We start from the raw sequence: 20760 nt of genomic DNA, 5'->3' as shown, positions 1-20760 counted from the left end.
AAAAGCCCTGAAAATTTCAGGGCTTTTTTTTAAGATTAATTAGTTAAATCGTTATCTGTTAACTTCTCATCCAAGATTTTATTATTGTGTAATTGTACAGGTGTACCTTTTTTCTTCATTCTTAAATTTAGGAATTCCACAAACAAAGAGAAGAAAATAGCAAAGTATAAATAACCTTTTGGAATACTGTGAACTTCTGTACCACCAAAGAATTTTAAGTCAGCTAAATGTGAACCTTCTGCTAACAACATTACCCCAATCAAAATAAGGAATGATAACCCTAAAATTTGAATTGTAGGATGTTCGTTAACGAATTTAGAAACTGGACCAGCAAAAATCAACATAATAATAATTGAAATAATGATTGCACCAACCATAATTTCTAATGCCCCAGCCGGACCAAAACCTGTAGGTGGTTCAGCTGAACTTACTAATCCAACCGCAGTTAAGATACTATCAAAAGAGAAAACTATGTTTAACAAAGCAATTTGTATAATAGCACCACTTAATGAATTACTTGCTTTTCCAGCAGCTGACTCTTCTTCGCCTTCTAGTTTATGATGAATTTCAGAAACCGATTTATAAAGTAGAAATAAACCTCCAGCAAATACGATCAAGCTCTGCCCTGAAATACCTCCTGAAACAAAACCAAAATCAAAATCAAAAAATGATTTTTTTAAGCTCATAACCCATGTGATTCCAAAAAGAAGTATAATTCTAAAAGCCATCGCTAATAAAAGACCTATTCTTCTCGCTTTTGGTTGATCTTCGGCTCTTAATTTTCCAGATACAATCGATAAGAAAACTATGTTATCGATACCTAAAATAATTTCTAAAAAAGTTAAAGTCAGTAATGCAATCCATGCATCAGGGTTCATTAATGTTTCCATTTTGTTTAATTATGTTTACGGGAGTTATACGGTTCTAATTGATTTTTGTTACAGTTCCTTTTTCTTTTTTTGCTTCGCCAACAAAAGAATATTCAAATTGATATTCATTCTCTTTGGTACTCAGTATTTTAATGTTAATTGCTTTTTTTTCTTGCATGTTTTTAGGATGTAACTTTTGTAAAACATATTCACAATCATTTACCCAGCGAACACTAGCCGTATCTGTTTTACCATTAAAAGTTTCTATTTGTAACGAATCATTTCGCTCAAAAACCGAAGTCATTTTTTTACCTTCAATTTCTTGTGTAAACTGAAATTTTCCAGTTTTAAAATCTTCGCATTTTTGTTCTTGTTCGTAACATGAAAACAATGAAAGAGTAAGTAATGCAATTATTTTTTTCATTTTTTTAGGAGCTATTTCCTGCTATACGCTATATCTTTTAAAAGGACATTGAGGTTCTCGAAATGTCCTTTTAAAAGGATGCCGCTTCTATCAGGGCTATGTTATTAACATATATAATAATGTAAATAATTAAAAGACAAGCAAAGATTTGTATTAAATAGAAAAACCATTGATTCCTTTTATTAAATATATCTGATTGTTCTTCAGAAAGATTTGTTGAGCAAAATTTTATTAAAACCCACCATAAAAATCCGCCAGCAAGATTATAAAAACCAGCCATTAATTATTTCAATTTATTCATTTCATCATCCGTAAAATGCTTTAGACTTTTTTCTTTCGAAAATTTGTCTGCATTATAGTCTTTTGATTTGTTTTTCGGAATTGATAAACTATTCCATTCTGTTTTCTTAAGCATTTTGGCACAAAACACAATTTGACCAATATGATAAGGGTAATGTGCTAATTGACGGTTGATGGCATCTAAGGCTGTTTGACCTTCGTTTCTGATATAAATTATTTGTGATAATTGTTCAGGTTGAAGCGAATTAATAGCATTAAAAAAACAATTCCAACCTTTTGTCCAAAGAGTTATTAATTCGGCTTTAGTTGATGTGTTATTTTCAAATTCTTCATCACGTTTACGCCATTCTTTTTCTCCATCGGTTGTTAGAAAATCTGTCCAACGAGAAAGCATATTTCCTGCCATATGTTTCATGATTACTGCAATACTGTTGGTGTCTTCGTTTGTACTGAAGAATAATTGGTCTTCATCTAATTGGTCTATTGCTTTATCTGCAATAGTTTTGTAGTAAAGCATTTGTTTTTTTACGCTTTCTAAGTATATGTTTTTAGTTTCCATTAAAAAGACTTCTCATTATGGTTTGAATTCCTTTAAAGATAAGAAAAATTGCTAGTAAGCACAAAATAATACCAATCCCTAAAATAGGAATATAAAAAGGGTGGTTCTGATTTTTAAAAGAACTAAAAATCACCGAAGGTCCAATGAACATTAACGGCAAGGCAAAACTTAAAAATTTAATTCCTTTGTATAAAACTTCTTTGTTGGTAGACATTTTCTCTTATTTAGATTGATAACTTTCCACAGCTTTTCTCACGCTTCCGTGTTCTTTTAAAAGCTTTTCAGCTTCTTCATAAGTTACAGGAATTTCTCCCATAATCATTCGAACACCACGGTCAATTAACTTAACATTGCTAAGTTGCATATCGACCATTTTGTTTCCTTTTACACGCCCCAACTGAATCATGGTAGCTGTCGAAATCATGTTTAGAACCAATTTTTGAGCTGTTCCTGCCTTCATTCGGCTACTTCCAGTTACAAATTCAGGACCTACAACTACTTCAATTGGAAGAAGGGCAGTTTGTGCCAAAGGACTTCCTTGGTTGCAAGTAATACAACCAGTTGTAATATTATTTTCGTTACATTTTTCTAAACCTCCTATTACATAAGGAGTTGTTCCTGATGCTGCAATTCCAATAACCACATCATTTTCATTGATATTCCATTCTTGAAGATCTTTCCATGCTTGTTCCTTATCGTCTTCTGCAAATTCTACAGCCTTTCTAATGGCAGTATCGCCTCCAGCAATGATTCCAATTACCAAATCGAAAGGCACTCCAAAAGTTGGAGGACACTCTGAAGCATCTACAATTCCCAAACGACCTGAAGTACCTGCTCCAATGTAAAACAAGCGACCGCCTTTTTTCATTTGTTCTACCACTTTTGTTACCAAAATTTCAATTTGAGGTAAAGCTTTTTCAACGGCTAATGGTACGGTTTTATCTTCATTGTTAATATTGGTCAATAAATCATGAAGAGGCATTTGTTCTAAATGCTCGTATTTTGAGGATTGCTCTGTGGTTTTTGTGAAAGTCATTTTTTATTAGTGTAATGTGACAGAGTTTCAAAGTTAAGAAGATTTTAGAATGGAAAAATCAGTAAAAAGTGTTTATTTCATTCTCACATAAATTCCACTATTTGGAAAAATAATTTGTGGTAGATAGTTTTCATTAGTCAAGTATTGATACCATTTTCGATACTTTTTGTCTGTAAAATCGAATACATTAATAATTAAGTAAGGCTGTTGAAACATAATCTTCTTTAATTCAATATCAAAATTTGAAATAAGATGTTTTTCTTTTTTAAAAGTTTTATAGTCAAAATGTAAATATATTTTATTCGTTTTGTCAGAATTTATAAGCTCTAAAGTTTCTGAATTTAAAATCAAATCTCCAGGATAATAATTTACATATATTTTTTTTGTTTCATTTTCATTCTCAAATTTTAAATAAAGATTTGTTATTTCTCCATTTAAAAGTTGGTCATTTACCATTAAAACGAGATTTGTATTTTGTGAAAAACAAAAGTTAAGGCTTATTAAATTAATTAAAAGTAAAAATATTTTTCTCATAACTTACATAAAATAAGCCAACACAATTCCTAAAATGATAGCTGTAAGTTTAGCCATATTGAATTTGTGTCCTTCGCTACTTTCAAAAATGATAGTAGACGATATGTGGAATAAAATACCAATAACAAAGGCGGTGATTTCAGTTTGAAATCGTAGTAATGCAGTCGAATCTGTTGCTATTAATGTTCCTAGTGGAGTCATTAAAGCAAAAACAATCATAAAAATTAATCTTGAAACTTTATTTAAGTGGGATTGCATTAAAAATGTTGTCAAAATGATGGCAATAGGGAAGTGGTGAATCGAAATTCCCCAAGCCAAATGATGATGCTGACTTACAGGCATTCCTTCTAAAAGAGCATGTAAACACAAACTGATGAATAATGCCCAAGGAATGTGATTCATTTTATCATGACCATGCACGTGACCGTGTTCGGCACCTTGTGAGAAATATTCCAAAATGATCTGGAATACAATTCCAACCATGATAAAAATCCCAGTATTGTTATGCGTATGTTCCGCACTTTGTGAAACATTGTATCCAGAATATATTTCAGGCAATAAATGTGAAACCGTTAATGCTAAAAGGAAAGATCCACTAAAAGCCAGTAAAAGTTTTAGATTCTTTTTGTTTTTAGGTTGTAAAAAAGTAGCAATTATATATCCTAATACTACTGATAAAAATGGAATGATGTATATCATAAATTAATTATGAGTTATGCGGTATTTAACTATTTAAAAACCATAATCAATCGTTCAGAATCGTTTTTGTAGAATTTTCGAAGTTTGTAATCTCCAAAAATGTCCAACAAATAAATGTCGGCTTTTTCCATCATTTGTTCAAAATCTTGTAAAGTCAAAGCTCTTACTTTTTCTGTGAAATGGAATTTCTGTCCTTTATCTTCAAAATCAATTTCTTTATAAATATGACCATCAGTAAGATAACGTTTGATATTAAAATCAATTCCATTAACAGTTTTTACTTCTTCTGGAACTAAATTATCAATAACATAATTTGCATTCATAAAATCAATTACAGCAAAACCATATTCGGTTAAACTGTTTTTGATAGCAGCTAATGTTTTAAAATTATCTTCTTCATTTTCAAAATAACCAAAACTGGTAAATAAATTAAAAACCGCATCGTATTTTTCCTCTGTTTGCACACGCATATCGTGTACTTTAAAATGTAATGTGTCGTTGCTTGACTTTGAAGCTTCTTTAATACTGTTTTCTGATAAATCAACACCTGTTACATCATATCCTAATTGATTCAAGTAAATAGCATGACGTCCTTTGCCACAAGCAAGATCTAAAATTTTAGCTTCTTCTGGTAAATTTAGGTAATGTGTAAGGTTATCCATGAACAATTGGGCTTCGGTATCATTACGATCTTTGTATAAAATATGATAATATGGAGAGTCGAACCAAGTTTCGAACCAATTGTTTTCTTGTGAAGTATTGTTTTCTGACATTTATTCGTATTTACTTGCAAATTTACAGTAATTTTGCGAACCTGTTCCAATTTGAAATTTAAAGATTCATTGGAATTAGCAAATTATTAGTTGGAAAGAGAAGAGTTTATGGAAAACTTTAAAATGATTGCCAAAACTTTATTTGGTTTTGAAGAAATATTAGCAAAAGAATTACACCAATTGGGTGCTCAAAATATAGAAATTGGAACCCGAATGGTAAGCTTTGTTGGAGACAAAGGTTTTATGTATAAATCCAATTTAGCTTTACGAACAGCATTGAAAATTTTAAAGCCAATTTATAATTTCAGAGCTTTTAACGAAGCAAGTTTATACAAAGGAATTCAAGGTATCGATTGGTCAAAATACATGAACTCCAATCAAACATTTGTAATAGACACAACAGTTCATTCTGATAATTTTAAACATTCACAATTTGTGGCTCAAAAATGTAAAGATGCTATTGTGGATCAGTTTAAAGAAAAATTTGGTTCTCGTCCAAGTATTGATAAAGATTATCCAGATTTACGAATTAACATTCATATCGACAGAGATCAATGTTCAGTTTCATTAGATTCTTCTGGTGCTTCGTTGCATCAAAGAGGTTATAAAACGGCTACAAATATTGCTCCTATCAACGAAGTTCTAGCTGCAGGTATGTTATTATTATCGGGTTGGGACGGAAGTTGTGATTTTATGGATCCAATGTGTGGTTCAGGAACTATTTTGGCCGAAGCAGCTATGATTGCTTGTAATATTCCACCAAACATTAACCGTAAAGAGTTTGCTTTCGAAAAATGGAACGACTGGGATAACGATTTGTTTGACCAGATTATGGATTCATTGATGAAAAAAGTAAAAGAATTCCATTATACAATTACTGGTTACGATAAAGCACCAAGTGCTGTGATGAAAGCAAAAGACAATATTCGTAATGCAAATCTTGACGAATATGTAAAAATTTCTGAGCGTAATTTTTTTGATACCGAAAAAGAAAATCAAGGCCCATTACACATGGTATTCAACCCACCGTATGGAGAGCGTTTAGATATTCATTTAGAGCGTTTTTATAGAGAGGTAGGAGATACCTTGAAACAAAGTTACCCAAATACCAATGCTTGGTTTATTACTGCTAATTTAGAAGCGTTGAAATTTGTAGGCTTAAAGCCTTCACGTAAAATCAAATTGTTCAACGGTAAGTTGGAAGCCCGTTTGGTGAAATATGAGATGTACGCAGGAAGTAAAAGAACTAAATTTCAAGAATCAAATAATGACTAAATAGTATGAGTAAAAAAACAAAAGCCTTCTTATTTAATTTTATTGGTTTTGCAGTGTTCTTCTTTGGAACAAGATATTTAGTGGATACGTATACTAACCTTGAAGGGTGGTGGATTCCTATAACCGCATTCGCTGTTGGTCTTATTTTAGCTCCTAAATTTCAAGCTGTCAATACAAAAGATGGTGAAAAGCTTTTTATGCAATGGATTTTTATTAAAGGAATTAAAGAGATAAAATAAAAAAAGCCTTCAAAATTGAAGGCTTTTTTTATTTTACTTTTTCTTTTTGTAAAGTGGTATGAAATAAGAGATTGTATAATTCCATCCTACACCAAATTTCCCATCATAAGTTTTGTTAAAACCAGGAATGTATAAGTTAGCAAAGTTGTCAGGTTCTTTTTGTGTAACTAGATAATTAAGACGAACGCTAATACCTGCGTAAAAATTATTAAATAATTCTGCTTTTACACCAGCAACCACTTCGGCCCAATGCGCAGATAGTCCATCATATTTTTTTCCAGAAACTACATCGGCAGGTAAAGGATAATAATTTGAAGTGTCGTATATTTTATAGCTATTTAATTCTTGGCTAAACGAACTCACACCATATCTTAAACCTATGTGAATCATATTTTCCATGTCTAGCCAGTTTTGGTAAGCATTAGAATCAAAACCAACTTTAAAATAGGTTCCTTTTGTAGTAAAATTTACTCTGTCATCTTCAACAGTTTTATCTTCATTACCAATTTCTCCAGCAATGTAAATTTTCTTTGTCAATCTATAATCACCAACAATTTCTAACCCTTTATAGTCCTTCTCATAAAAAGAACGGGCTAATTTTGACAAATCAACACCAACACGAAGACCATAGCGTTCTGTTTTTTTACTCACAGTATCTTTTTTTGCATTTTGAGCAAAAGTTGAAACTGATAAAAACAGTAATAAAAAATTAAAAGAATATCTTAACATGAACTTCGTTTTCGTTTAAAATGTTGTGATTTTGTATTGCAATTTCTTTAATCCAATTATTTGAATCGGGTGTAAATTTCATTCCGTTAGAATTATCTAATTCAAATACTGTTTTATATCCACAAGCTCTAGAAATAAAAACATCATTACGAAGATAATTTACTTCAACGTTGTCATTGTTTATTAATGATGTATTTGAATTAGCAGAGTCGAATACAAAACTAAAATTAGAATTATTTGCATTGTTTTTTAATGGAATTTCGATTTTTGAAACCCCATTAAATTTTAATGAATCGGTCATGTTTTCTCCCACAACAGCTAGATTTATAACATTTTTTTTAACCGTTGGGTTATTATTGTCGTAGAATTCTACAATCAATCTAGGAGTAGTAGGAGTACCTTCTTCACAAATGTCGTCCTTTTCACAATTGAAAATTGTCATTGCAAATAAGATGGAGAATAAACCAAAAAGTATTTTTTTCATTATTTTTAGTAATTAGTGACTAGTAAAGAGTGATTAGAAAACCATTAGCTAATCACTTTTTACTATTTACTTAGTTTCTTTTTTCTAAAAGTACAACATTTTCAACATGATGTGTTTGCGGGAACATATCCACAGGACGTACACGTGTTACTTTATACATTTCATCCATTAGAGCTAAGTCACGAGCTTGTGTAGCCGAATTACAACTCACATATACTACTTTTTCTGGAGCTATGCTTAAAATTTGTTTTACAACATCGGCATGCATTCCATCACGTGGTGGATCAGTAATAATTACATCTGGATGACCATGAGTTGCAATGAATTCGTCATTAAATACATTTTTCATATCACCTACAAAGAACTCACAATTTGTAATGTTATTGCGTTTTGCATTTTCTTTAGCATCGGCAATAGCTTCTGGAACTGCCTCTACACCAATAACTTTTTTCGCTTTTTTAGAAACAAATTGAGCTATGGTTCCTGTTCCAGTATATAAATCATACACCAATTCATTGCCTGTTAAGCCAGCAAATTCACGAGTGATAGAATACAATTCATAAGCCTGTTCAGAATTGGTCTGATAGAACGATTTAGCATTTATGCTAAACTGTAATCCTTCCATTTCTTCTAAGATATAATCTCTTCCTTTGAAGAGAATAATGTCTTGATCGTATAATGTATCATTTGCTTTTTGGTTAATCACATATTGTAATGAAGTGATTTCTGGAAAACGTTCTGCTAAGAAATTCATTACCAGTTCGATTTCTTTTTTAGTGTTGTCAAAGAATTGAATTAATACCATTAATTCGCCAGTAGAAGCCGTACGAATCATTAAAGTTCTTAATAAGCCTTCGTGATTTCTTGGGTTAAAGAATGATAAACCATTTGCATTAGCAAAGCTTCTAATCTCATTACGAATTGCATTAGATGGATCTTGTTGCAAATGACATTTTTGAATGTCAAGGATTTTATCCCACATTTTAGGAATATGGAAACCCACTGCATTTTTATTATCTAATTCAGCTCCACTTTCAACTTCTTCTTGCGTCATCCAACGAGAAGAAGAAAAACCAAACTCCATTTTATTTCTGTAGAAAAATTGTTTTTCAGAACCCAATATTGGTTCAAATTCTGGTAATTCAACTTTTCCAATGCGTTTAAGATTATTGAATACTTCTTGATGTTTGTAATGTAATTGTTGGCTGTACTTCATATTTTGCCATTTACAACCACCACATACGCCAAAGTGTTCACAAACAGGATCTACACGATGTTCAGAAAAGCTATGAAATTTGATTGCTTTTCCTTCAAAATAGGATTTACGTTTTTTGAATGTTTGAACATCTACTACATCACCCGGTACAACGTTCGGGATAAATATTACTTGGCCTTCTGGGGCTTTTGCTACACTAACGCCTTTTGCACCAGCATCAAGGACTTTTACGTTTTCGAATACGACTTTTTTTGTTTGTTTTCTTCCCATGGCGCAAAGATAATGAAAAGAGAACTTTTTTTTATAGTTATTAAGTTTCGTTAATAAAAACTCAATTAACAGAAAATTAGTAATAAAAAACGGCTTTGAAATTAACTTAGCTGTAAACAAACTAAAAGTGGTGAACAAACTTTATTTTATATATCTAATAGGTAGTTTTTTTAATCTTGTAAATGCACAGTCAAAATTCACAGGCAAAGTAATAAGCGGAAATATACCTTTGTCTAATGTTGAAATAATTAATTCAACTGAAAAATCTGTTGCTAAAATTGATAACAAAGGAGAATTTCAAATTAATGCGAAATTGAATGACGAAATTATTATTTTCCTAACAGGATATCTTAAAATGAAATTAATTGTCACTAATGAACATCTTAATACATTCAACAAAATAATTCTTGAAAAAAATACTATTGAGTTAGATGAAATAGAGATTAATAAAACAAAAAACCTGAAAATTTTTAACGACTATAAGTCATTAAAAATGGCAAAAATTTCAAAACAACAATCACAACCTAAAGTCACAGGAGTATATACAGGTGAGTTTCAAAATGGTATAGACTTTATAGAAATTGGTAGTGTTCTAGTAAATCAAGTAAGCAAGATTTTCAAAAATAAAGAGAAAAACAACGATAGAAGTAAACAGATAAGTTTTCGTAACCGAATTCAAAATGAATTTTCAAATGATTTGTTAGTTTCAAAATTGAAATTAAAAGAAGACGAAATAGATTTATTTCTCAATTTTTGTGAATTAGATAATAAAACTAAATCTTTTAATGATAATACAAGCTCAATTGAGTTATTTGATTTTTTGGTTAGTAAAAGACTAGAGTTTAAAGGAGAATTTTAAATGATATTTTTGTAGAATAGATTGTAACTATAATAACTCAAATTGGACTTTAAACATAATGATGTACTTGTATTACAAAATCAAAAAACGATTAGATTAAAAAAAGTAAACAAATGATACACTATAATAGTTTTGTTTGGCTTTAGTTTCAAATGCATTGTTGTAAAATGGCGCTTGTCTGAATGGATCAGTTATTCCCATATTGTATTTTATATTGCACATGATGTCTTTATATTCTGCACTTATTCCTAAAGGAACATAAGCATTAAATGAAATTTTTTCATTTTCAGTATCAAATTTCAAATATCTTGTTTCAAGATATAATGGATCGAGAACATAATCTTCTTTAGAAGTAGAAGTTTTAGTCAAAGTATAGTTTTGAAGTAAACTAATCATAATACCAGCATTTGCACCAATTTTAAACTCATCATCCTTAAATTTTAAAAAATAATAATTAAGTACAACAGGTAAATTGATGTTTTCTAGTTTAAAATTCAATTCTTCTGGTTTGGATTCGAAATTTTCCCTTCCAATAATTTTCAACCTATGATGTGTGTAATTTAATTCAACCATTAGTTCCAAATAATCGGCAAGCTCTATGGTGGAAACAACACCAAGACTAAAGCCCGGCTGCGATTTGGTAAAAAGAACATTTGAATCTAGTACGTAATTAGTATAACCTGCTGTGATTCCAAATCTTCCATCGGCTAGTTGAGAATAACCAATACTATTAAACATAGTTGAAAATAGTAAAATCAAAAGGTAATTTATAGGTTTCATTTAGTATGAATTGGGTTTGTTTTCAGTAATGAGGTTGCAAAGATATTATTATAATTATACTTTTGGCGAAAAATACGACTACTGATATATGAAAAAAATATTTTTACTGTTGTTTATTGCCGCCTTTAGCAGCTGTGAAATTGAAAACTATAATTACACCGAACCAATTGTTTTTACTTTCGAACCCGAAAATGTAATGACTAATTCAGCTTCTATGGGAGGAGCTGTTGCAAGTGAAGGTGGTAAAGATGTAGTCGAATATGGAGTTGTATGGAGTGTTAACCCAAATCCTACAAAGGAGGATAATAAAGCGGTTAGAGGGGAACGTCTTGGGGAGTTTTTTGAAACTTTTTCAGGTCTTCAACCCAACACAACTTACTATTGTCGTTTTTATGCTCAAAATGAAATTGGTATAGGATATGGAGATGAATATTCTTTTAAAACAGGAGTTGAAGCACCATGTAATCCAACTGTAAGCAACCGTGTACGAATGAATCAGTATAGTGAAATTCAAATTACAAATGTTGAAAAGTCATATCCAAGTTGGGCTTTTAATGAAGGAAATATTGAATTTGCCACTTCTAGTTATAGCTCAACAGCTAGAATATTTGTACAGTTTAATGAAAATAATAGTCAGCCTCCTATGTCAGGCGAATATACTGTAGTTGTTGGAGAATTTGGAAATAACGTGGATTTGTCTACAGGAAAAGCAAAACTTTTTATTCAGGATTACGGATCAGGTTGGGGAGGTGCAACTGCAGCGGCAGGGACTAAGTTTTATGTTAAAAATGAAAACAACCTCTTAACCATAATTTTTTGTGACACACCTGTTGGAGCTAATTATCTATTGAACGGAAAATTTTCCTATACTCTTAATTAATTTTCATTAATCCTATGTATACACATTTAGCACTTCTTCGTGGTATTAATGTCTCTGGTCATAACATGATTAAAATGGATGATCTAAAAGTTTTATTGGAACGTATGGGTTTTCAGAATGTTAGAACCTATATACAGTCGGGTAATGTTTTTGTGGATAGCGATGAAGAACATGGAGCAACTCTTGGGTTTAGAATTAAACAAGAAATTTTTAAAGAGTGGGGTTATGATGTACCTATTATAGTGGTTACTAAGGAAGATTTAGAAGCTTGTTTGAATAACAATCCTTATCTAAAAGAAAAAGATGCTGATACTAAGAAATTGTATTTTACTTTCATTTCTAAAGAGTTGAACGAAAGCAGTATTCATGAATTAAAAATGAGTCAGGTAAAACCTGATGAAGCGGTAATCGATAAAAATAGAATCTACGTTAAATATGCTGTTGGAGCTGGAAAGACCCGTTTTGACCAAAAGTATATAGAGAAAAAACTTAATGTAACGGCAACCATGCGTAATTGGAATACCGTTACCAAACTTTTAGAAATGTATAATGAATAATTAATATTTGTTGTTTAACGTTTTAAGAAAAGCAATAAGATCTTTTATATCAGTTTGAGTAAGATGTAATTCATCTGTTGGTAATGTTTGATTTTCAAGTTGAATTCCTATTCCTGCACCACCGCCTCTGTTATAAAAATCAATCACTTCATCTAGCGAGTTATAAACACCATTGTGCATATAAGGATAGGTAATAGCACTATTGCGAACTGTTGGAGTTTTAAAAGCATATTTCTTTAAAGGAGCTTTAGTTATTTCATATTCTCCTAAATCTGAATCAATCTTTGCGTTTTTCATTTCTTTTTGATTAGGAACACCTAAAACCTCACTTTCTAGTTCATTATACATTGGCGGAACGCTTCCATTGAATAAAGGAAAAAAATGACATGTTGCACATTTTCCTTTTCCCATAAATACATTGAAACCTCTTTTTTCAGTAATAGATAATTTTGCTTTTCCTCTAAGATATTCATCAAATTTTGAATTTAATTTTGACAAAGAACGTACATAACTTGCAATTGATTTTAATAGATTTTGTTCAGTAATTTCTAAATCATTAGGGAAAGCCTTCTTGAATTCAGTCTGATATGTTTTATTGTTTTTAATCTTTTCAAGGGCTTTAGAAAAGCTGCCATGCATCTCATCTTTATTATTGATCACCGCTTTTGCTTGATCTTCTAAATAATTTACTCTACCATCTAAGAATAAAGTGTTTTGCAAACCAGAGTTTAAAAGAGTAGGAGTGTTTCTTGATATAGCAGCGTTTTTAACTGCCTTAGTTTTGTGATCAGCGTACCCTTCAGATGGAATATGACAAGTAATACATGAAACCGAATTATCACCACTCAAAATCGTATCTGTAAATAATTTTTCTCCTAATGTAATTTGTCCCGAAGTGGGATTCTTATTATAAGAAGGAGCAAAATGACTCACATTAAAAGCACCTTCTTCAAAAACTGTAGCATAATCAAAGTTGATTGGCCCAAAATTAGGATTATTCTTAACTCCAAGTTCTGTTTGTATTTCCTGAATTCTTTTAGAAATTGGAATGCAATATTTTATAATGAAATCAGCCCTGTCGAAAGTATTGAAATCGTTGTTATTACTAATGAATGTAATAGATTTTTGGACTAAATCTTTTAAAACACTATCTTCTTTAAAATTGAAAATGACTGATAGGATCCCTTCAATAGATGCTTTTGCTTCAGGTAAAGATTGTAAAGCAATTGGCGAATCAAAACCTGATATTCCAAGACTCATAATGCGAATCATTTGAAGTTTTTGAGTTTCAAAAATATTTGAATCACTAAGTTGAAGGTTTTCAAGATTTGATTTGCAGCTTACAATATAACCATTTAAAATATTTACTTGTTTTTTTAATTCTTCTAATTCTATTTTTTCTGAAAACAATAGTTCTTCTACTTTTTGAAAACCGGTTGCCTCTTCTATTTTTCTACTTGTTTCTTGAGTATCATTTTTGTCTATAGCAGCACCATTAATTTTAGTGGAAGTTTCAGGAAGATAAAATGCAATAAAGGATTCCACTTTTTTATAAGCTAATCGAGTTTCTTTAAAACTATTTATAACAATTTTTTTATTAAAATCGGGTTTTATCAAACTAGTTAATTGATTTGATTTTTTTACCAAAGAAGAATAGTCAGAAAGAATTAACTCTTTTGTTTTTTCAATTGGAGCTAGATTTTTATAAGTGGTATCCTGACATGGATAAGTTAAAATGATCGAAATGAGAAAAATTATTTTTTTCATCTAGTATTAAAATTAAAAATTAGGAGTACAACTTGATGTACTCCTAATTGTTTGTAATGATTTGGTTATGAATTATCTAGGTAAACCTTTGATTAAAACTACTTGGCTTCCTTGGTTTTCATTAGGACGTAAAGTTCCTCCATCTTTTCCTTTAAAAGCTTCTTTTTTCCAAGAGTGTGGTTGAATTGACAACATAAAAGTGTCAGGAACTCCTATAGTTTCAGATACATCAATCAAAGCTCCATATTCCCATGACCCTTTAGAAGATGATGCACTTAAGTATTTGTCACCAGGTTCGTTTCTTTTGTGATCTAATTCAAATACTACTTTTAATTCTTTTGTAGCAATATTGTATTGATATATGTATGCATCATGTGTTTCATCTCCATAACCGTTAGCATCTTCTTGAAGATAAACATAGTTTTTAGTCACACAAATATTATCAACATTTTGAAATTGTTTTGCTTTTCCTGATCTGTCATCACCATCTAAAACTAGTGTTAGTTGACCACTTAACGGATTATTAGCATCTAGAACCAATTTGTAAACACGACCGTATTTTGAACGAGAATTATCGGCATTAGCACCAGAGTTGTTTTGTCCAGTTACATTAAAATAAATTTCTCTCTCTTTACCTTCTGTTTTATTATAATCTATGTCTTCTACACGACCAAAAGCGATAGCATTTGCAGCTTGTGCAGCTTGATTATTTTGTAAACCAGTATTGGTTTTTGCATTTGTAATTTCAACAAATTCAACAGGATAGGTTCCGTTTTCTGTCATAGTTCTTTCATTAATAACATTATCTGTTCTTTTGATAACATATACCTTTCCATTATTTAAATCTCCTTTAGTAGATTTATACATCACTAATTGTCCTCCGTAAGTTCCAGAGTCATCATCTCCTAAAAGAACAATTGTTTGCCCAGAAAAAGCATTTTTTGATAATGGTACTGCATTCTCTGCGCACCATCTTCCAAAACCTAAGATTGGTCTAGGTGTACTATTGTTTGCTTTTGTATCATATGGAGTTAAACCGTGAACTTGTGATTCACTATCACTTTCTCCAGCTGTTAAAAATAATGGACCAAAACCATGAATTTCTGGAGTTGCTAATGAAGCAGAACATAGTCTAGTCCCAGCTCCATTTGAGTTTAAAATATATTCTCCGGCAACTGGTTTGAATGAAGCATCAAATTTAATTTTTGAAACAGCAAAATTATCTTCGTTGTTTACCAAGAATGAATAAGTATCATCTGAGTTTTTAAATAATCCAGAACCATCAGCTGAACCAGCAAATACATATTCAGGAGTTTCCGAAAAAGTATCTTCACTAGAGAAAAGAGAGAATAATTGAATTGTGCTGAATTCAGACTTTGCATTTAAAAATGCAGGAGTTGTTGAATGATTTTTTAAAACAACAGGATTGTTTGTTTCGTTGTTTGTTGTGTTGTCATCATCAGAGTTACAAGCAATAAAAGATCCTAATAAAGCTGCACTCATCAAAACGTTTAAAGTTTTCATTTGTAGTTAATTTTGATTTCGATGCAAACATAGAATCCTATTGTTAGGAAAATTTAATCAGAATATTTTTAAAAATGTAAGAAAAGGTTAATAAAATTAAGTTATGTAATAAAATTGTAAAGTTTAGTGCTTATTCATTATTAGTGATGTTTTGAAAAAAAATATCTGGTTTTTAAGTTAGCTTTTAGCGGTCTTAAATTTGTACTTTTGATACTCATCTTTTTTTAAATTATTATGACAAATAAAGAAATAAATAGTATTGCCGAACTTGAGGACAATAATGATAAAAGAACTTTGGGTCAACGAGTGGCTGACAAAGTAGCTGATTTTGGTGGAAGTTGGACTTTCATTCTCTCATTTTTATTTTTTTTAATAGCTTGGATCATCACCAACGCCTATTTTTTACTTAATAAAGGTTTTGACCCTTATCCTTTTATTCTTTTAAATCTTATTTTATCTTGTATAGCAGCCTTGCAAGCACCTATAATAATGATGAGTCAAAATCGTCAAGAGGAAAAAGATAGAGAAAGAGCTAAAAAGGATTTCCAAATCAATTTAAAAGCTGAACAAGAAATAAGAATTCTTCAGAAAAAATTAGATCATATTTTAGAACATCAGCACCATGAGTTGATTGTAATTCAGAATAAACAGACAAAACTTTTAGAAGATATTAAATCACAACTTAATAAATAATATTCTTTGAGTTTAATTTATAAATTTGTAGCAAATATGGTTGATTTCTCACCAGCAAGAAGGAATTGCGATTTTACCAATCAATAACAAATTATTATCATGGCAGTTTTAGAAAAATTAAGTTCAGCAGAAGCCATTGCATTAGAGGACAAACATGGAGCACACAATTATCATCCACTTCCAGTAGTTTTAAGTAGAGGAGAGGGTGTTTATGTTTGGGATGTAGAAGGAAAAAAATATTATGATTTTTTGTCTGCCTATTCGGCAGTAAATCAAGGGCATTGTCATCCAAGAATTGTTGGTGCAATGATGCAACAAGCACAAACATTGACATTAACTTCAAGGGCATTTTATAATGACAAGTTAGGAGTTTACGAGCAATACATAACTAACTATTTTGGTTTTGATAAGGTTTTGCCAATGAATACAGGAGCTGAGGCGGTTGAAACAGCTTTAAAACTTTGTAGAAAATGGGCATATGAGAAAAAAGGTATTAATGAAAATGAAGCTCAAATAATTGTTTGTGAAAATAACTTCCACGGAAGAACTACTACAATTATTTCGTTTTCTAATGACGAAAATGCTCGTAAAAATTTTGGACCTTATACAGCAGGGTTTATAAAAATTGCTTATGATGATATCGATGCATTAGAAAAAGCAATTACTTCATCACCAAATATTGCTGGTTTCCTTGTTGAACCTATTCAAGGAGAAGCTGGGGTATATGTTCCTGCCGAAGGATATTTGGCAAAAGCAAAAGAATTGTGTGAAAAACATAATGTTTTATTTATTGCCGATGAAGTACAAACAGGAGTTGCTCGTACAGGAAAATTATTAGCAGTTCACCATGAAAATGTGCAACCAGATATCTTGATTTTAGGAAAAGCTTTATCTGGAGGTGCTTATCCAGTATCTGCTGTTTTGGCTAACGATTCAATTATGAATGTGATTAAGCCTGGTCAACATGGTTCAACTTTTGGTGGAAATCCAGTTGCTGCTGCAGTAGCTATTGAAGCATTAGAAGTTGTAAAAGATGAACAATTGGCTGAAAATTCTGAGTGTTTAGGTAAAATATTCCGTCAAGAATTAGCTAATTATATTGCTACTTCAAGCATTGCTACTTTAGTTCGTGGTAAAGGGTTATTAAACGCTGTTGTGATTAATGATGCTGAAGAAAGTGATACAGCTTGGAACATTTGTATGAAACTAGCTGAAAATGGTTTATTGGCAAAACCTACACATGGAAATATTATTCGTTTTGCACCACCATTAGTAATGAACGAAGAGCAGTTGAGAGATTGTATATCGATAATCATTTCTACTCTAAAACAATTTGAAAAGTAATAACAAGTAAAAAGAATATTTAAAATTAATGGAAAATAGAAATGATACTTTAGTAGTTAGTGTTGATGCTAAAGAATATTTACAAGAAAGTGCAAAATGGTCTAAAATATTAGCAATAATTGGATTTGTTGGGATTGGAATTATGGTTGTAATTGCATTTTTTATGGGAATAATTGCTACTTTCGTGTCTCCTGAAGTTTCAGCAATGCGTTCTTTTCCTTCTGGAATTTTTACAATTTTGTATTTATTAATGGCTGGAATTTATTATTTGCCTGTATATTATTTGTACAAATATGCAACAGACACAAAAAAAGCGTTGGTATCAAATGATTCAGAATTACTTGAGGCTGGATTAGAAAAATTAAAATCTCATCATAAGTTTTTAGGTATTATGATGTTAGTTTTATTATCAATTTATGCTCTACTATTTGTTATAGCTATTTTTGCTGGTATATTTGCAGCCGCAAACTATTAGAAGTATTAAATAAATAAAAAACCGAGCAATTTGCTCGGTTTTTTTATTATTATATTTTGAGATTATTGTCCCATCATTTGTCTAATTTTTTCTTGCATGACTTCAGGGTTTTGAAGATTTTCAAATCCAAAGGTTGCAATAATCCAAATCATATAAATTAGATAAATAACTCCTAGCACAATTCCAATGATGCTTAAAATTCTACCAGTATTAACATTATTATAATTAGAGTATAATTCAGGATTCTCTTTGTACAATGCCATATCTTTTCCTGCAAGATACACACCTACACCTCCTAATACAATACTAATAATGCCATAGCAACAGCAAGTTACGATTGATAAAATTCCTAAAACTAAAACGGTAGTACCGTTGGGCAATTTTTGTTTTTCCATGTTTGATTTGATTAAAAATTAGTTTGTTTGTAAATGTATGAAATAACCATTATCACGGCATTAAGTATTGCCATGGTAATGATTAATTTATGATAGTTTCTTGACTTGTCAATAAAATGCAATCCTAAAAATAAGAATAATAAAACTGTAGTATAAATAGCTGGAAACATATAAAAAGCCTCTTTAAATTCTCCTTTAGAGAGTAAAATAAGCGCTCTTTGTGTTCCACAACCCATACAATCAACTCCAAAAAGTGATTTATTCATGCAGGGTAACATATAATCTTCGGCTGGCATTGTTTTTATTTTTAGTCAATTTTACAAAATATTATATTCATTTAAAAATATAAAAGGATGAAAGTTCTTACTTTTGAAAAAAGAAATTCTATGAAAAAAGTTATTCTGTTTATTTTGATGTTAATAGTTGTTGGTGTATTATTTTGGCAACTTAATTCAGAACAGCCTAATATTTGGGTACAAGTAATGGGATTTGTATTACTTTTTTATGGAATGATGCGTTTGAGTAGAAAAGTACCAAGTAAGAATCAAGAACAAGACGAAGAATAATGTTTGCAAAAGGGGATAAAGTTTCGGTATTAGATGATAATATTAATGGAGTTGTTATTAAAATTGTTTCCAATCAAGTAACTATTGATACAGATGAAGGTTTTGAATTGACTTTTAATGAAAAAGAATTGATACTAATAAAATCTTCTGGTGATTTGATGAACAACATCGCTATGACCAATTTTTCTTCTGTAAAAAAAGAAAAAGAAATTCCTGCTCCAAGAAGTTTTGCAAAAGAAAAAAAATCTAAGAAAGACGAATTTGTTCTTGAAATAGATCTTCACATCGAAAAGTTAGTTCCTAATAAAAAAGGAATGAATAACTATGATATTTTGACCCTCCAAATGGACACTGCTAAAAGACAATTGGAATTCGCAATGAGAAACAGAATTCCAAAAATTGTTTTTATCCACGGAGTAGGAGAAGGTGTTCTAAAAGCTGAGCTTGATTTTTTTCTCGGCAGATATGACAATTTAACTTTTCAAGATGCTAATTACCAAAAGTATGGTTTAGGAGCAACCGAAGTTTATTTTATTCAAAAGAAAACACTATAAAGTAGTATAATAGGTTCCAAATAGATAATCTCCATCAGGATTTGGACTGTAGTATTGGAATCCTTTTCTAAAAGTTGTTTTGTACAAATAAACTGAGTGCTTAAATTCACCTGGAGTAGATGTCGTTTCAGTTACAACTCTTATAATACCACTTACATTGTCAACACCATTATCAGCAATCCATTCTTCGGTTAAAGTAGGTGTTGAAGGAGTTATTGCACTGCAAAAATAATTTTCATTTAAACCACCACTGTAAACACGGTATATAACTTTATTAGTAGTAGTAGTAATTAATGCTGTTCTTGGATTACCAGGAGTTGTTACTGAGTTTTGAAATAAAGCAGCTTTGTCAATATCAAATAGTAACACATTGTTCTGGTTATACTTAAATAATAAATTGTTACTTGGACATTCTATTACTTCTTCAGGTAAGGCATAATCAAAATCTAAATCAATTACATCTGTTCTGTAGCTTCCATAAAAATAGGAATCATAAACTACTTGCTTGTCAGAGGCTTGAAATGTAACGTTTTTGAAAGTAATGTTGTGATTATAAGCTACAACGGTTATTCCACTAAGAATTTCAGTACTCACAATTTCTATTGTTCCTCCTATAGCATTCCATTCACCAACAACTTGCAAAGTAGGTGTCTCGCAAATATTTGATGCAGATGTTGCGCTTACAAATTTTCTGTACATCAATGAATTGCTTGAGCCAATTGTGTAAGTTTGAGTTTGAACTTCGTTAGAAAAATAGGTTTCAGGAGCATTAAAAATTAAGGACTCTTTATCATTAATCTTATATAGAACATTTGAATTTGAACATTTTTGAATTGTTGCGCTTTCAAAATTAAATGTATCCTCTATGATGTCTCCATCATCACAAGAGGTAATAATCATTAAACTCAACAAAACTGTCCAAAAATATTTCATGTCATTTAAATTTTAGCAAAAATAGT

General features: G+C 30.7%; 27 protein-coding genes. 10 read left to right on the top strand and 17 right to left on the bottom strand.

What is annotated here, in order from left to right; genetic code table 11:
* Positions 1-35 precede the first annotated feature (35 nt).
* The 8 genes from BUC09_RS09690 to BUC09_RS09650 form a co-directional block, all read right to left on the bottom strand.
* A complete protein-coding gene (locus BUC09_RS09690; protein ID WP_073311004.1) occupies positions 36-890 on the bottom strand; it encodes a TerC family protein in 855 nt (284 codons plus the stop codon).
* A gap of 34 nt (positions 891-924) precedes the next feature.
* Complete coding sequence (locus tag BUC09_RS09685) at positions 925-1293, bottom strand: DNA topoisomerase IV (protein ID WP_073311002.1); 369 nt, start codon at positions 1291-1293, stop codon at positions 925-927.
* A 283-nt stretch (positions 1294-1576) separates the two neighbouring features.
* Complete coding sequence (locus BUC09_RS09675; protein WP_073310999.1) at positions 1577-2152, bottom strand: DUF1572 family protein; 576 nt, start codon at positions 2150-2152, stop codon at positions 1577-1579.
* Positions 2142-2366 carry a DUF6095 family protein gene (locus BUC09_RS09670; RefSeq protein WP_073310997.1) on the bottom strand — a complete coding sequence of 75 codons (225 nt, stop codon included), beginning with the start codon at positions 2364-2366 and terminating at the stop codon, positions 2142-2144. Before BUC09_RS09670 ends, BUC09_RS09675 begins: the two co-directional genes overlap by 11 nt.
* Before the next feature lie 6 nt (positions 2367-2372).
* Positions 2373-3188, bottom strand: a complete 816-nt coding sequence (murQ, locus tag BUC09_RS09665) for an N-acetylmuramic acid 6-phosphate etherase (protein ID WP_073310995.1) — start codon at positions 3186-3188, stop codon at positions 2373-2375.
* A gap of 72 nt (positions 3189-3260) precedes the next feature.
* Positions 3261-3644 (bottom strand): hypothetical protein, encoded by a 384-nt coding sequence (locus BUC09_RS09660; protein ID WP_073310993.1) that lies wholly within the window; start codon positions 3642-3644, stop codon positions 3261-3263.
* 81 nt (positions 3645-3725) lie between these two features.
* Positions 3726-4421: a ZIP family metal transporter gene (locus tag BUC09_RS09655; RefSeq protein ID WP_073310991.1), complete on the bottom strand. Its 696-nt coding sequence runs from the start codon at positions 4419-4421 to the stop codon at positions 3726-3728.
* A 29-nt stretch (positions 4422-4450) separates the two neighbouring features.
* Positions 4451-5194, bottom strand: coding sequence for an SAM-dependent methyltransferase (locus BUC09_RS09650; protein ID WP_073310989.1), 744 nt, complete (start codon positions 5192-5194; stop codon positions 4451-4453).
* Positions 5195-5302: 108 nt separating this feature from the next.
* On the opposite strand from BUC09_RS09650, the gene BUC09_RS09645 reads away from it, so the two are divergent.
* A complete protein-coding gene (locus BUC09_RS09645; RefSeq protein WP_073310987.1) occupies positions 5303-6469 on the top strand; it encodes a THUMP domain-containing class I SAM-dependent RNA methyltransferase in 1167 nt (388 codons plus the stop codon).
* A 5-nt stretch (positions 6470-6474) separates the two neighbouring features.
* Positions 6475-6708 carry a hypothetical protein gene (locus tag BUC09_RS09640; RefSeq protein WP_073310985.1) on the top strand — a complete coding sequence of 78 codons (234 nt, stop codon included), beginning with the start codon at positions 6475-6477 and terminating at the stop codon, positions 6706-6708.
* A gap of 33 nt (positions 6709-6741) precedes the next feature.
* Here BUC09_RS09640 and BUC09_RS09635 read toward each other — a convergent pair whose 3' ends face one another.
* From BUC09_RS09635 to rlmD, 3 genes are all read right to left on the bottom strand, one after another.
* Entirely contained in the window at positions 6742-7437 is a 696-nt protein-coding gene (locus BUC09_RS09635; protein WP_073310983.1) for a DUF6048 family protein, read from the bottom strand.
* The gene (locus tag BUC09_RS09630; RefSeq protein ID WP_073310981.1) at positions 7418-7921 is read right to left on the bottom strand and encodes a DUF6452 family protein; all 504 of its coding nucleotides are present in this window, start codon (positions 7919-7921) and stop codon (positions 7418-7420) included. Before BUC09_RS09630 ends, BUC09_RS09635 begins: the two co-directional genes overlap by 20 nt.
* A gap of 70 nt (positions 7922-7991) precedes the next feature.
* Positions 7992-9407, bottom strand: coding sequence for a 23S rRNA (uracil(1939)-C(5))-methyltransferase RlmD (gene rlmD, locus BUC09_RS09625; protein WP_073310979.1), 1416 nt, complete (start codon positions 9405-9407; stop codon positions 7992-7994).
* A gap of 130 nt (positions 9408-9537) precedes the next feature.
* Between rlmD and BUC09_RS09620 the strand changes: the two genes are divergently transcribed.
* A complete protein-coding gene (locus BUC09_RS09620; RefSeq protein ID WP_073310977.1) occupies positions 9538-10266 on the top strand; it encodes a hypothetical protein in 729 nt (242 codons plus the stop codon).
* A 96-nt stretch (positions 10267-10362) separates the two neighbouring features.
* Here the strand turns inward: BUC09_RS09620 and BUC09_RS09615 are convergent, their stop codons facing one another.
* Positions 10363-11046: an outer membrane beta-barrel protein gene (locus tag BUC09_RS09615; protein WP_084127184.1), complete on the bottom strand. Its 684-nt coding sequence runs from the start codon at positions 11044-11046 to the stop codon at positions 10363-10365.
* An 88-nt stretch (positions 11047-11134) separates the two neighbouring features.
* Between BUC09_RS09615 and BUC09_RS09610 the strand changes: the two genes are divergently transcribed.
* Entirely contained in the window at positions 11135-11926 is a 792-nt protein-coding gene (locus tag BUC09_RS09610) for a fibronectin type III domain-containing protein (RefSeq protein WP_073310973.1), read from the top strand.
* Between the two features lie 14 nt (positions 11927-11940).
* Positions 11941-12483, top strand: a complete 543-nt coding sequence (locus BUC09_RS09605; RefSeq protein ID WP_073310971.1) for a DUF1697 domain-containing protein — start codon at positions 11941-11943, stop codon at positions 12481-12483.
* Here the strand turns inward: BUC09_RS09605 and BUC09_RS09600 are convergent, their stop codons facing one another.
* Both BUC09_RS09600 and BUC09_RS09595 read right to left on the bottom strand, forming a co-directional pair.
* Positions 12484-14250: a cytochrome-c peroxidase gene (locus tag BUC09_RS09600; RefSeq protein WP_073310969.1), complete on the bottom strand. Its 1767-nt coding sequence runs from the start codon at positions 14248-14250 to the stop codon at positions 12484-12486.
* 72 nt (positions 14251-14322) lie between these two features.
* On the bottom strand, positions 14323-15774 hold the full coding sequence (locus BUC09_RS09595) for a PhoX family protein (protein WP_073310967.1): 1452 nt from the start codon (positions 15772-15774) through the stop codon (positions 14323-14325).
* Between the two features lie 234 nt (positions 15775-16008).
* On the opposite strand from BUC09_RS09595, the gene BUC09_RS09590 reads away from it, so the two are divergent.
* The 3 genes from BUC09_RS09590 (at position 16009) to BUC09_RS09580 (ending at position 18286) form a co-directional block, all read left to right on the top strand.
* On the top strand, positions 16009-16467 hold the full coding sequence (locus BUC09_RS09590) for a DUF1003 domain-containing protein (RefSeq protein WP_084127181.1): 459 nt from the start codon (positions 16009-16011) through the stop codon (positions 16465-16467).
* A 99-nt stretch (positions 16468-16566) separates the two neighbouring features.
* Entirely contained in the window at positions 16567-17811 is a 1245-nt protein-coding gene (gene rocD, locus BUC09_RS09585) for an ornithine--oxo-acid transaminase (RefSeq protein WP_073310963.1), read from the top strand.
* 28 nt (positions 17812-17839) lie between these two features.
* On the top strand, positions 17840-18286 hold the full coding sequence (locus BUC09_RS09580; RefSeq protein WP_073310961.1) for a DUF5362 family protein: 447 nt from the start codon (positions 17840-17842) through the stop codon (positions 18284-18286).
* Between the two features lie 62 nt (positions 18287-18348).
* On the opposite strand, the gene BUC09_RS09575 is transcribed toward BUC09_RS09580, so the two are convergent.
* Complete coding sequence (locus BUC09_RS09575; protein WP_073310960.1) at positions 18349-18681, bottom strand: CCC motif membrane protein; 333 nt, start codon at positions 18679-18681, stop codon at positions 18349-18351.
* Between the two features lie 11 nt (positions 18682-18692).
* Positions 18693-18977 (bottom strand): DUF2752 domain-containing protein, encoded by a 285-nt coding sequence (locus tag BUC09_RS09570; RefSeq protein WP_073310958.1) that lies wholly within the window; start codon positions 18975-18977, stop codon positions 18693-18695.
* 57 nt (positions 18978-19034) lie between these two features.
* Here BUC09_RS09570 and BUC09_RS09565 point away from each other — a divergent pair, with 57 nt between their 5' ends.
* Together BUC09_RS09565 and BUC09_RS09560 are read left to right on the top strand one after the other, a co-directional pair.
* Complete coding sequence (locus BUC09_RS09565) at positions 19035-19247, top strand: hypothetical protein (RefSeq protein ID WP_084127179.1); 213 nt, start codon at positions 19035-19037, stop codon at positions 19245-19247.
* On the top strand, positions 19247-19801 hold the full coding sequence (locus tag BUC09_RS09560) for a Smr/MutS family protein (protein WP_073310956.1): 555 nt from the start codon (positions 19247-19249) through the stop codon (positions 19799-19801). Before BUC09_RS09565 ends, BUC09_RS09560 begins: the two co-directional genes overlap by 1 nt.
* Here the strand turns inward: BUC09_RS09560 and BUC09_RS09555 are convergent.
* Positions 19796-20734: a hypothetical protein gene (locus BUC09_RS09555; RefSeq protein WP_073310954.1), complete on the bottom strand. Its 939-nt coding sequence runs from the start codon at positions 20732-20734 to the stop codon at positions 19796-19798. The genes BUC09_RS09560 and BUC09_RS09555 overlap by 6 nt on opposite strands.
* Positions 20735-20760: the final 26 nt, after the last annotated feature.

It is taken from the genome of Flavobacterium terrae (genome assembly GCF_900142035.1).
In the GTDB taxonomy this organism is placed as follows: Bacteria; Bacteroidota; Bacteroidia; order Flavobacteriales; family Flavobacteriaceae; genus Flavobacterium; species Flavobacterium terrae.
Note: the sequence above shows the minus strand (reverse complement) of the source record. Positions and strands in the feature narration are given on the sequence as shown.